This window comes from Actinopolymorpha alba DSM 45243 (assembly GCF_000373925.1).
Taxonomy (GTDB): Bacteria; Actinomycetota; Actinomycetes; order Propionibacteriales; family Actinopolymorphaceae; genus Actinopolymorpha; species Actinopolymorpha alba.
This window is the reverse complement of record NZ_KB892708.1, coordinates 74,322-86,822: the sequence shown is the minus strand read 5'-3', so window position 1 is coordinate 86,822 and position 12,501 is coordinate 74,322. Positions and strand designations below refer to the sequence as shown.

Sequence of the window (12,501 nt, the reverse complement as noted above, 5' to 3'; positions counted from 1 at the left end):
CGGCGTCAGCTGATGTCGAGTACGCGAACCCGGTCAGTCGCGTCGACCACCGCTGCCTCGTCCATGGTCGCGACGTTGCGGACCTCGAAGGTTCCGATCGGCTTTCCCGCCGTCTTGTCGTGCACCTCGATGAAGACGGTCTGGTCGATGTCGTAGGCGTAGACGACCTCGAACGGCGCGCCCGCGGGATACGCGGGAATGTCGAACGTCTGCTCGCCGATCGCCCGGACGTACGCCGGGTCATCGTCGTCGCCCTGGGTGACCTCGACCTTGAGCTTGGCCTGGTTGTCCTGGATCGTCTCGAAGACCTGGGAACGCTTGGCCGGGATCTTGGTGTTGGCCGGGATGATCACGACGTTCTCCACGTCGTCGTCCGACCCGCCACCCCGGCGGACCGCGATGGCGCCCAGGCCCTGCGAGGTCACGTCGCGGATCCGTGGCCTGGTGATCGCGGACGCCAGCACCGGCAGGTGGGACTCCCCCGACCCTTCGCCGGCCTCGACGTCGACCAGATGCGCCTGGATGGCCGCGCCCAGCGCCACCACCTCATCGGGGTTGACGGTGCGTACGACCTCCCGCCCCGCGACCTGCTCGATCATCGTGCGGATCATCGGCATCCGGGTCGATCCGCCGGCGAGCAGGATGTGGCTGATCTTGGACCAGTCCAGGCCGGCGTCACCCACCACCATCTCGGCGACGTCCCGGGTGCGGCTCCGCAGACTCGACGTGACGTCCTCGAACTCCGCCCTGGTCAACGGTAGGACCTTCGTCGTGCCCGCGGTCGCGAGCACCACCCGGGTCTGCTCGACCGTCGTCAGGCTGCGCTTGGCGATCTCCGCCTTCTCTCGCAGGTCGGCCTCGGTCTCGGGATTGTCGAGGAGGCTCGGCCCGCCCGCCGCCTGGAAGCGTTCGTCGAGCAGGCGCATCAGCGCGTTGTCGAAGTCGAACCCACCGAGGTTGCGGTCGCCATGCGTGGCGAGGACGTCGAACTCACCGCCCTCGACCCGCATGATCGTCACGTCGAAGGTGCCGCCACCAAGGTCGTAGACGAGGACGTTGCCGCTGACCTCGGTCTCGATGCCGTACGCCAGGGCCGCCGCGGTCGGCTCGTTGAGCACCCGCCGCACGTTGAGACCGGCGATCCGGCCGGCGTCCATCGTCGCGCGGCGCGGCGCGTCGTCGAAGTACGCCGGCACCGTGATCACGGCGTCGGTGACCTCGTCGCCGAGGGCAAGCTCCACGTCGTCCTTGATCCGCTTCAGGATGATCGCGGAGATCTCCTCCGGGCGGTACGACGTGCCGCCGGACGTCTCGAACTTCCAGGTCGGGTCGCCCATCGACCGCTTCACGAACTGCACGACGTCGAGCGGTGCGGTGGCCGCCGAGCGCTTGGCCATCGTCCCCACGATCGGTAGCTCGTCCTGGAAGAGCACCACCGAAGGGGTGAGGCGCTCGCCGTCGCGGTTGACGACGATCTCCGGCTTGCCCAGCTCGTTGACCCGCGCTGCCGCGGAGAAGGTGGTGCCGAGGTCGATCCCGATGGTGTGCCCCACGCCCTGCGTCCCTCCGCCGTACGACGACATCTACGCCGACCGACACAAGGTAGCCGAACGCTCACCAATCTGGCGCCCGCACCGGTCCCGGCGTGGCGGCCGGCGGGCGTCAGGACGGGGCCGGTGGAGTCCACACCTTTTCGGGAAGCTGCGGCCGGGAACCTCCTGGTTGGCAGGGCATCACCCCAGATCGCAGGCCTGTGAGAGAAAAACGCGGCATTCGCCTCGTCCGGAAGTACCCGGCCCGCTTTAGGTGGAGCGGGTTTCCGATTGTCGATGGAAGTTCTGAAAAGCGGGCCATACATGTGCTTACGCTGAACGAGGTCCTCCAGCTGACCTCGACTGGGGACCCAGGGGGGTGGGTTTGTGGCGGGGGGGCAGGATGACTCGACGAAGCCGGCCGCGCCTCGCGGCCGGGGGTGGACGCGCTCGCTGGCGATATTCGGCCTGCTCGTGCTCGCCTTGGCGGCACTGACCGAGACTGTCACGGCGGGTTCGGCGCGGCGACTCGTTGGTGGGTTGTTCCTCCTCGCGCTGGCCGCGTTCGCGGTCGCCGGGCTGGGCTGGCTCTTCGAGCCCAAGGGGCAGCGCGCCGAACGTGAGGCTGAGCAACGCCAGCAGCACGAGCAGCGCCAGCAGGAGCAGAGCCGGCAGCAGGGACAACGAACCCCCGGCCAGGGCGACCAACCGGAGCGGCGGACTGACTCCGGCCAGTCGGCAGCGCCCCGCGACCAGCGGTCCTGGACGGACTCGAGCCGGACGAGCCAGGAGGCTCCGCGTACCAACCTCCCCCGGCTCTCCGAACTCGCCGACGTCGCGCTCGGCCCGACTCCCACGCGCTACACGCTGCGCGGACACACGCCCTACGTGAAGCGGCCGGCCACCGACAGCCGGCTCGCCACGCTCCTCACCACCGGCGGGCCGCCGTACCCTTTCGTGGTCGTGGTCGGTGCGTCCAAGGCGGGCAAGTCTCGGACGGCCCTCGAGGCGGTCCGGACGGCCTTCGGCAGCCGGGATCCGAGCGTCGTCATTCCCGAGAACGGCGAACAGCTCGCGGAGCAGCTGCGTTCTGAGCCGCGGTCGGGTGAACGCCTGCCCTGGGTGGTCTGGCTGGACGACGCGACCGCCGCCGAGCTGACCTTCCTGTCGACCGACGTCCTCGATCTCGCGTCCGACCGGGCGGTCCTCGTCGCCACGATGACCGAAGGTCGCTGGGACCAGATCACCGGCAGCCGCAGCGACGTCGCGGCGACCGCGAGGGCGGCGCTGCGGCGGGCCACGCGGGTCCCGCTGGACTTCGAGCTCACCCGCTCCGAGCGCGCCGAGGCCGAACAGCTCTACCCGCAGGAGCGGATCCTGGCGAGCCTCGCCGAGGCACTCGTCGGCGGCGAGCAGCTGGTCGAGAAGTTCCAGGCCGGTCGGGAGGCCGAGCCCGCGGGCTACACGATCGCGCAAGCCGCGGTTGACGCCCGCCGGGCCGGGCTCAACCGTCCTATTACCGAGTCCGAACTCCGCAGTCTTTATCCGCTGTACCTGCGGCGGGTACGGATCGACCTCGACCCGACCACCGAACTCTTCGAAGCGGGCATGGCGTGGGCGAAGGAGCCGGTCGACTCAGGCGTCGCGCTCCTCCGGCCGGGATCCGCGCCCGGAACGTTCGAGGTGTTCGACCATGCCGTCGCCGTCGAGGAGAGCCCCGGAAGCGAGCTGGCCGGACCGGTCCTCGACGCGATGTGGCGGGAGCTGATCGCCGCCGTACCAGCCCAGGACGCGTTCGAGATCGGTCTCGGTGCCTGCGTGAGCGACAACCCCGACGCCGCCGAGAGCGCGTTCCGTAAGGTCGTCTCCGCTGACCACGCGGTGCAGGCACCACGGGCGACCCTGCACCTGGGGCAACTGCTCCGCGAGCGGGGCGACATCCCCGGGGCCCGCTCCGCCTACCAACGCGCCGCAGACTCCGGACACACCGACGTCGCGCCCCGAGCCGCACTCAGCCTCGGCTCACTCCTACGCGAACAAGGCGACATCGCCGGAGCCCGCTCCGCCTACCAACGCGCCGCAGACTCCGGACACACCGACGTCGCGCCCCGAGCCGCACTCAGCCTCGGCTCACTCCTACGCGAACAAGGCGACATCGCCGGAGCCCGCTCCGCCTACCAACGCGCCGCAGACTCCGGACACACCGACGTCGTACCCCGAGCGTCCCTCAACCTGGGCACCCTGCTGCGCGAGCAGGGCGACGTCGCTGGCGCGGAGGTGGCCTACCAGCGGGCCGCTGACTCCGGGCACCCCGAGGTGGTACCCACCGCCGCACTGAACCTCGGCACGCTGCTGAAGGAACGCGGCGACCTGGTCCGCGCCCAGGCGGCCTACCAGCGAGCCGTCGACTCCGGTGACTCCGACGCCGTACCCCGAGCGTCCCTCAACCTCGGGTTGCTCCTGAAAGAACGCGGCGACCTGGTCCGCGCCCGGGCGGCGTACCAGCGGGCCGTCGACTCCGGCCAGCCTGAGGTCGTACCCACCGCGGCCCTCAACCTCGGCGTGCTCCTCGCCGAGCAGGGCGACGTTGCCGGGGCGGAGGCGGCGTACCAGCGCGCCATCGCCTCCGGCGACTCCGACATCGTGCCGATGGCGGCACTTCACCGCGGCTCGCTGCTGAAGGAGAACGGCGACCTCCACGGTGCGCGGTCCGCCTACCAGCAGGCGATCGACTCCGACCATCGGGATGTCGCGCCGCGAGCCGCGAACAACCTCGGCGTACTCCTCGCCCAACAGGACGAGGTGTCCGACGCCAAGGCCGCGTACCAGCGGGCCATCGACTCCGGGCACAGGGAGGTGGCACCAATGGCGGCGAACAACCTTGGTGTACTCCTGGCGCGGATGGACGACGTTCCTGGTGCGAAGGCGGCATACCAACGCGCCATCGACTCGGGCCACTCCGACGTCGCGCCGCGCGCGTTACTCAACCTCGGGATGCTCCTGAACGAACAGGGCGACCTGATGGGCGCGCGGGCGGCATACCAACGCGCCGTCGACTCAGGCCACAAGGAAGTCGTGCCGATGGCGTCGGTCAACCTCGGTGTCCTGCTCGCCAAGCAGGATGACGTGGCGGGCGCCCGCGCGGCCTTCCACCGGGCGATCGACGCGGGGTACGTCGACATCATGCCGGTCGCCTCCGACAACCTTCGGATGTTGATGACTGGTCAGGGGGACGCGGTGACCACCCAGCAGGCGCAACCCCTGCCTGTCGACGCGAGCGCACCGGAGACGGCTCCGCTGGCCGCCAAGTCCAGCGCCGACGCTGACCAGGGCGGCTGACCGTCAGGGCTCCGGCAGGGAATCCGCACTGCGGTCCCGCCCTTCGTGTGTCGATCTGGGCGGGCGGCGTTCGTATGGATGGTGAGAACGCTGTCCGTGCCGGGGTATGGACGAGCGGGTCCCGGCGCGGGCCCGCTCAGCGCCCCGCCCAGATGCCTCACGAGGAGCTGCCGCATGTCGTTCACCGATGCGGAAGTCGCCTACCTGCGATCCCAACCGGTCGCGCGCGTGGCGACGCTTTCCGGCGGCGGGCAACCCGACGTGGTCCCGCTCGCCTTCGAGTACGACGGAACGTACTTCTGGGTCGGGGGTACGGGCCCGACGGTCGCCCACACCCGGAAGTTCCGCAACGTCCGGGCCGGGCGCCAGAAGGTCGCGCTCGTCATCGACGACCTGGTGTCCTTCGACCCGTTCATAGCACGCTGTATCCGGATCTACGGCCGAGCCGGCCAACCGATCGAGCGGACCGGCATGGTCGGGCCGGGCCTTTACATGCGCATCACTCCGACCATCTCGTGGAGCTGGAACATGGCTGGTGAACCAGTCGGCGAGCGGTGGTACGAACCACGGCGGTCGATCCACCAGATCCCGGCGGAGAGTTGACGCCGGAGCTTCGTCGCGCTGCCGCGAGCCGGCGCCATGGCGCGGCCCATTAGGCTCCGCGTCATGATTCTTCGCCACGTGACCATCGACTGTGCAGACCCCTACCAACTCGCGACGTTCTGGAGCGCAGTCACCGGATGGCCCGTGTCTGGCGAGGATGCGCCGGGCGACTCCGAGGTCCTCGTCGAGGCTCCTTCACCGGTGCCCGGGATGCTGTTCATCCGGGTGCCCGAAGGCAAGACGGTGAAGAACCGCATCCACTTCGACTGGATGCCCACCGAGCGGACCCGCGACGAAGAGGTCGAGCGCACAATCGGCCTAGGCGCGAAGCTGTACGAGGACCACCGCACCGCCGAAGGAATGGGCTGGGTCACCTTGCTCGACCCGGAAGGCAACGAGTTCTGCGTCGAGCGGAGCGCCCTCGAGCGCGGCCTTTAGCGTTCGTGGTTTCGCGCGGGGCGGTCAGTGGATCGAGGTCGGCGGTAACGAGCAGCCCTACTGTCCCAGCTCAAGAGCACTCTTCTGCGGCCCTTCGCTGATCCCCCACATCTCCGCGAGCCGGCCGTCGTCGACGCGGAAGATCTCGATCAGCATGGGCCGCGCGTCACCGTCCGGGGTCATCCCCTCGACGTAGGAGCGGACGGCGACCTTGTCGCCGTCCACGAGAATGTCCTCGGCGACGACGCACATGTCGGGAAACTGGGCAACGACCTTGCGCCAGGCGTCCTTGCCGGCCTCGAACCCAGTGGTGCCAAGCGGGTGGCTGAAGAAGTCGGGGGTGAACAGATCGTCTGCTTGGTCGAACTGTCGGGTGTTGAAACACTCCTGCATCCGCTGCACCAGGGCAGCGTTCGCGGCGACGCGTGTGGTCATCGGCGTGACCTCCTCGTGGCTGGTGGATCGGGTCAGGATGAGCGACGTGGCCCCGTAATCGGTGCGTCGCCCCGGTTACAATGGCAACTGTATCCGGTGCGACGCCCCGGTTATGCTGATACCGACATGTCCAGCCAACCGCGTAAGCCCGCACCAGCGCAGCCGCCGGCAGCTCACGGCAGTGACCGGGGGCTGCGAGCTGACGCACGCCGCAATCGCGAGCGGGTCCTGCGGACCGCACAGCAGCTGTTCGCCAAGGACGGCCTTGGCGTCTCGCTCGACGAGATCGCCCGCCGCGCGGGTGTTGGCCCCGGCACCGTCCACCGGCACTTCCCCACCAAGGAAGCGCTGTATCTCGCCGTCGCGGTCGATCAGTTCAAGCAGCTGGTGGCGCAGGCGGAGGTTCTCGCCGCCACCGGCGGTCCCGCAGCCCTCTTCACGCTGCTATCCCGAATGATGGCTACGGGCGCCGAGAACGCGGCTGTGAAGAGCGCGCTCGTGGCCGCCGAGTTCGACTTGCGCACCGCGGCCCCGGACGTCGCAGCGGACCTCACCCGCCATGTCGGAGACTTGCTTGATCGCGCGCACGCCGCCGGCGCCGTGCGCCACGACCTCACCGTCGAGGAGCTGATGGCACTCGTCGCCGGGGCCTTCGCCGCGATCCGCCACGCCAACGCAGAGACCAGCCGCAAACGCTCAGCACACATCGCCCAGCTCATCCTCGACGGCCTACGACCCCAGCCCCGGTAAGCAGGACCCGCACCGAACACCGGGGATCCACGATCCGACGGACGACAACCCTTAGCTTGTTGTTTAACCCTTGCTCGTTCCGTCATGGGGTTGGTTTGGCTGTCGAGCGCGGTCCCCTGCCATTGACCGGCGACTGAAGGCAGGACAGGAACTGTGGGCAGGCGGCCCGCCGGGAATCCCGGCGGGCCGTCAGGTGGGTTGTGCGGAGCTCAGCCGTCGGAGTCCGTCGGCGGGAGGTAGGCGCCCGGCACCTGGTTCGGCGCGTAGATCTTGGTTTCACCCGGGTAGGGCTTCTCCCACTCGTGCGCCTCGTACCACGAGAAATGGTTCATCTGTACGGGATTGACGGCGTCGACCCTGCCGAGGGTCCCGTCGAGGTGCTTCTGCGCTTTCCATGCCTCCCACTTCGCCGCGATCTCCTTCTTGTCCGCCGGCACCTTTCCAGTCGGCGCGGCCGCGGCCTTCGGGTTCTGTGCCGCCGGTGTGTCCAGGCCACAGGGCGGCGGGGTCGACAGACCCAAGGTCAGCGGGGTGCGGTTCGGCACGGCGTTGAACGGTGTGTAGTCAGGCGTGTCGTTGAACGCCGCACGCATCGGACTGGCCGCGCTGTCCTTCTGGTTCATCGGGTGGATCCCGAGGATCTGCTCGATGGTCCGGATCATCGTGATCTGCGTGTAGTAGTGGCTGTCGACGGTGCCGTGCTTGGCCCAGGGGCTGATGATCTGGATCGGGCCACGGTGGCCGTCGACGTGGTCGATGCCGTTCTGGGAGTCGTCCTCGACCACGAAGATCGCGGATTCCTTCCAGTACGGGCTGTGCGAGATCGCGTCCACGATCTTGCCGGTCGCGAGGTCGTTGTCCGCGACCTGAGCGGCCCCGTTCGGGGGACCACCGGTGTGGTCGCTGGAGAGCCAGAACATGTTGAGGTTCGCCGGCCCGTTCTTCTCGAAGTCACGCTTCCAGATCTCGTACCTGTAGATGTCCGGGACGCTGACGTCGTACTTCGGGAAGCCGGGTACGGACACCGCGTTGAGCGACGGGATCGGCGAGCTCGACTTCATCGGGTAGGCGGTGTCCTGCCCGGTCGCCGCCATGTTCTTGGTGTCGCAGTACAGGTTCTGCCAGGTCGCACCGGCGGGCTTGGTCAGGAACTGGTGGAACTCGCCGAAGTTGCGCACGGTCTTTCCGGCCGCCTGCGCGCCGGTCCAGATGAAGCCGGTCCGCTGGTGGCCGAGAGCGTCGTCTTCGGTGTCGTAGCTGCGGATGTACTCACCGGCCGTGGACTCGGTGTATTCCGGGTTGTCGGCCTGCATGAGCCAGTTGTGACCCTCGGCGGAGTTCGTACCGACGTCGTAGACGTTGTCGTACAGCCCGAACTGACGCGCCAGCGCGTGCATGTTCGGCGTCACGTTCTCGCCGTACTGGGCCAGCGACGGGTCGCCGTTGCCGCGCGGGTCGTCGCCGAAGACCTGGTCGTAGGTCCGGTTCTCCTTGACGATCAGGAAGACGTGCTTGATCGTCGACGGGTCACCGATCCGCTGCGGGACCGGCACCGGCGCGACGTCGCCCTTGCCAGTGCTGAACTGGACCGAGTTGGCGATCCAGCCGTTCTGCTTGAAGACCTTGGCCGTGTAGCCGTTGATCGCGTTGTCCTTCGGCAGCCTGAACCGCTGCAGGCTCGACGTCGTGTCGTGGGTGCCGTGCCCGCGGGGGTTGTTAGGGCGACGGGCGTCGATACCGCGGGTGTTGGAGACCAGTACGTCGTTGCCGATGGTGGTGATCTCGGCGGGGTAGTAGTCCGTCGGGAGCAGGCCGAGGTAGCTGACCGGCTCCAGCGGGGTCGTGTACCGGTAGACGGCAACCGCGTTGGCGCGGCCGAGCGTCACCAGCAGGTGACCGTCGTCGGTGAGCGTCACCGCCCCGGGCGCGTAGCCCACCGAGGCCTCTGGCCACGGTTGGGTGGCGATGGTCTGGACAACCTTGTCGCTGGTCGTGTCGATGACCGACACGTCGTTGCTGGCGGTGTTGGTGACGAACAGCGCCCCGTCCTTGGCGTACATGGCGGTCGGGTGCAGACCAACGTCGATGCTCGTGGCATCGGCAGCCGGGTTCGCCAGGTCGATGACGCTGACCGTGCCGGTGGTGGTGGCAGCGGTCACCGGGTCGGCCGGCACCTGGGTGTTGTAGGAGTTGAGCGTGGCGTCGCCGGGCTTCGCCTTCCGCCCGCCCTCGTTGCTGACATAGAGCTTGGTCCCGACCTGGGCCATGTCACGTGGGGCGTTGCCCACGGCCCAGCTCTGCTCGATGGCCCCGGTCTCCGCGTCGATGGCGACCACGCGGTTCTGGCCGTTGACGGCGGAGTACACGGTGGAGCCGTCGGGCGAGAACACCGCCTCAGCCACCAGCGCGCGCCTGGGCCCGTCCGCCGCGATCCGGACGAACGTCGGGTTGGCGAGGGAGCCGTCCGGGTTCACGGTGAACCTGCGGTAGCCGTCGGCCTGGCCCAGCCACAGCTGCGAACCGTCGGGCGAGTACGTGGGGCCTTCCTGGCCCACGTCGTTGCCGCTGATACGCAGATCCGCCGCCGCGTTGTTGCCGACGAGCTGCTGCACCTTCGAGTTCCTGAGGTCCACGATGGCGAGCGCCATCCCACCGTCGGTGACCGAGGCCGCGAGGTGGGTGCCGTCCGGGCTGACCGAGGACGACATGATCTTGCCGTTGTTGATGACGAGGCGCTCGCCGATCGGGTTGACGTACTGGTCGCTGGACACGACCAGTCCCTTGTCGGTGGTCTGACCTACTTGGTCGGTGCCGAAAAACTCGGTCGAAGCGGCGGCGATGCCCCCGCCGGCGAGAGCGAGAGCGGCAGTGCCGGCCGCGAGGATGCGGATCCGGTGGCCGGCGCGTCGGCCGAGGAGCCCGAGACGGGCCCCCGGGGCGCGTCGGCGCTGGCGCGTGACGTGCATGCGTCATCCCTTCCGACTGCTGACGAGCAGGTCGACGTTCCCGTCGAACTGCCACAGGGGATTAGGTGCGTCACCGGTCGGGGTGCGCACCTGGAAGTAGCCGTTCACCTCCTTCGGCCCGTCCCCGTCGGCGACGTACCGCCCGTCCGCGGTGACGTCGAGCTGGTAGATGGCGGTGCCCACGGCGTCCACTCCGGGCAGGTGCCAGGAGACGACGCAGCGCCAGTCGTTGCCGGGCCCCTCGTCGACCACCCGGCTGCCACCCTTGTCACAGGACGCGCTGGCTCTCAGCTGCGCCTCGGTGACGTCGGGCCGGCGGAGCTCTCGAGCCTGCAGCCGGTAGAGATGGGCGAACGCCGTGGCGAGCGAGTCCTGCAGCTTGGCCCGCTCGATCCCCGACCCCCTGGCCGGCGTCGTGCCGCCGACCACCACGACCGTGAGGACGACCAGGCCAACCAGCGGGGCCACTCCCGCCACCAGGACACGGCGGCCCGATCCGTCGTACGTCACGTCGGTGAAGTCCCTGCGCAGGAACAGCCTGTACGCGAGCGCGGTGGCGGTCACCGCCCACGCCAGGCTGACCGCGAGACCGATGAGGAGCGGGCCCGTCTGCGCCGGACTAGTGAACAGCCCACGCCAGGCAAGGAAAGCGTGGCTTGGCAGGGCCAGCCGCACCGCGACCGGCAGCGGAAGCATCTGCGCCAGCTGCAGCGTGAAGGCGAGAAGCGCGGGCATCAGCAGCCCCATCGGCGAGCGCCCCAGCGCGACCGAGCCGAGCAGCCCGACGGCGGCGAATGCCAGCGTCGGCGCCAGTACGCACGCCCACGCGAGCAGAGCCGTTGCGGCCGCGTCCGTCGGGGCGAGGATATGGCCGTCCAGGCCGACGAGCGGGCGGTTGCCGACCACGGCCAGGCCCCCGGCGACGCTTGAGGCGGCCAGCCCGACCACCAGCAGCAGCAGCACGGTGAGACTGGCAAGGCCTTTCGCCGCGAAGATCCGGCTCGGCGAACGCATCGCCACCAGGAGGTGGCGCCAGGTGCCCAGCCGGTCCTCGATGGCGAAGACGTCGCCGGCGACCAGCGCCGTCAGCAGCGGGAGCGCCCACGTGCCCGAGAAACCCAGCACCACCAGCGACCCCGCCCAGCCGGTCGTGTGCATCAAGCGGCCGAAAACCGTGTCGGCGGGCAGTGAGCTCTGCAGGCTCACCGCGGCGACGAAGAGCGCGGGCGCGATCCAGCACGCCCCGAGCAGTACGCGGATCCGCCACTGGGAGAGCAGCTTGACCAGCTCGAACCGGTAGCCGTGCATCACTGGCACCGGCCGTGCCCTGACCTGGGGTGGCGCGACGGTCGCGGTCATGAGGCCTCCTTCGTCGGCCTCATGACCGAGGTGCTGTGCTTGTCGGCTCCCTCGCTTCGCTCGGTCACGTCAGGACCTCCATGTTCTGCCCGGGCACCGTGTCGGTGCCGGTCAATGCCAGGAACGCGGCCTCCAGCGGCGCCACCACAGGTCCCAGCTCCCGTACCGCAACGCCGGCCCGCACCAGCCGCACCACCAACTCGTCGAGGGCCGGCACCGGACCGCGGACGACGAGCACGTCGGCGTCGAGCCGTTCACCTGAGCCGCGATCGGACAGCACACGGAGACCAGGCGTCTCTGACGCCACCCCGCGGGCAGCCGCCGGGTCCGACGTGAGCAGCCGGTAGTCGAGCTCGCCGCTCTCGGCGGCGAGCTTTCTCACCGGGCCGGTGAAGACGACCCGCCCGGTGGCGAGGATGGTGACCTCGGAGCACAGCACCGCGAGCTCGTCCATGTGGTGGCTGGAGAGGACCACCGCCGTCCCGTCCGCGGCGAGCTCAGTGATGACGCGGTGCACGTGGTGTTTGCCGGCAGGGTCAAGACCGTTGGCCGGCTCGTCGAGCACGAGCAGTCGCGGCTTGGTGAGCAGCGCCGCGGCCAGCCCGAGCCGCTGCCGCATACCCAGCGAGAAGCCCCGGACCCGGTCGTCAGCGACATCGGTGAGCCCCACCTGCTCGAGCGCTTCATCGACGCCGCCAGTGCCCACCGCGTTTTGCTCGCGCAGTAAGGCCAGGGCGGAGAGGTTCTGCCGCGCGGTAAGCGAGGGATAGAGCCCGGGCCCGTCCACGAAGCCCGCGACACCGTCGGGAACGGCAAGCACCCGCCCGACCGGCGTACCGAGGATCTCGAGGCGGCCGCTATCCGCGACCGCAAGGCCCAACAGCAGACCGAGGAGCGTCGTCTTGCCCGCACCGTTCGGGCCGACCAAGCCGTGCACCTGGCCGCTTTCGACATCCAGGTCGACACCGTCGAGTGCGACCACTTCACCAAAGGACTTCCTGACCCCCCGTGCCCGAACTGCGTTCGTTCTATTCATCTCGGGCACCTTTACGTTGTAGGCAAACCAAAATGAATGTAAG

The 12,501-nt window shown here is 69.1% G+C and carries 9 protein-coding genes; 4 read left to right on the top strand and 5 right to left on the bottom strand.

What is annotated here, in order from left to right; all coding sequences use genetic code 11:
- Positions 1 to 5 precede the first annotated feature (5 nt).
- Positions 6 to 1,553, bottom strand: a complete 1,548-nt coding sequence (locus B141_RS0102875) for an Hsp70 family protein (protein WP_020573663.1) — start codon at positions 1,551 to 1,553, stop codon at positions 6 to 8.
- 366 nt (positions 1,554 to 1,919) lie between these two features.
- Here B141_RS0102875 and B141_RS0102870 point away from each other — a divergent pair, with 366 nt between their 5' ends.
- From B141_RS0102870 to B141_RS0102860, 3 genes are all read left to right on the top strand, one after another.
- Positions 1,920 to 4,871 carry a tetratricopeptide repeat protein gene (locus B141_RS0102870; protein WP_157180766.1) on the top strand — a complete coding sequence of 984 codons (2,952 nt, stop codon included), beginning with the start codon at positions 1,920 to 1,922 and terminating at the stop codon, positions 4,869 to 4,871.
- Positions 4,872 to 5,045: 174 nt separating this feature from the next.
- A complete protein-coding gene (locus B141_RS0102865) occupies positions 5,046 to 5,474 on the top strand; it encodes a PPOX class F420-dependent oxidoreductase (RefSeq protein WP_020573661.1) in 429 nt (142 codons plus the stop codon).
- A 63-nt stretch (positions 5,475 to 5,537) separates the two neighbouring features.
- A complete protein-coding gene (locus B141_RS0102860) occupies positions 5,538 to 5,912 on the top strand; it encodes a VOC family protein (RefSeq protein ID WP_040420413.1) in 375 nt (124 codons plus the stop codon).
- Positions 5,913 to 5,969: 57 nt separating this feature from the next.
- Here the strand turns inward: B141_RS0102860 and B141_RS0102855 are convergent, their stop codons facing one another.
- On the bottom strand, positions 5,970 to 6,347 hold the full coding sequence (locus B141_RS0102855) for an ester cyclase (protein ID WP_020573659.1): 378 nt from the start codon (positions 6,345 to 6,347) through the stop codon (positions 5,970 to 5,972).
- Positions 6,348 to 6,473: 126 nt separating this feature from the next.
- Here B141_RS0102855 and B141_RS0102850 point away from each other — a divergent pair, with 126 nt between their 5' ends.
- Positions 6,474 to 7,097, top strand: a complete 624-nt coding sequence (locus B141_RS0102850) for a TetR/AcrR family transcriptional regulator (protein WP_020573658.1) — start codon at positions 6,474 to 6,476, stop codon at positions 7,095 to 7,097.
- A 209-nt stretch (positions 7,098 to 7,306) separates the two neighbouring features.
- Here B141_RS0102850 and B141_RS0102845 read toward each other — a convergent pair whose 3' ends face one another.
- The 3 genes from B141_RS0102845 to B141_RS0102835 all read right to left on the bottom strand — a co-directional run bounded on the left by B141_RS0102845 (position 7,307) and on the right by B141_RS0102835 (position 12,458).
- Entirely contained in the window at positions 7,307 to 10,063 is a 2,757-nt protein-coding gene (locus tag B141_RS0102845; RefSeq protein ID WP_020573657.1) for a bifunctional YncE family protein/alkaline phosphatase family protein, read from the bottom strand.
- 3 nt (positions 10,064 to 10,066) lie between these two features.
- On the bottom strand, positions 10,067 to 11,422 hold the full coding sequence (locus B141_RS0102840; protein ID WP_020573656.1) for an ABC transporter permease: 1,356 nt from the start codon (positions 11,420 to 11,422) through the stop codon (positions 10,067 to 10,069).
- Positions 11,423 to 11,486: 64 nt separating this feature from the next.
- Positions 11,487 to 12,458 (bottom strand): ABC transporter ATP-binding protein, encoded by a 972-nt coding sequence (locus tag B141_RS0102835; RefSeq protein WP_026256851.1) that lies wholly within the window; start codon positions 12,456 to 12,458, stop codon positions 11,487 to 11,489.
- Positions 12,459 to 12,501: the final 43 nt, after the last annotated feature.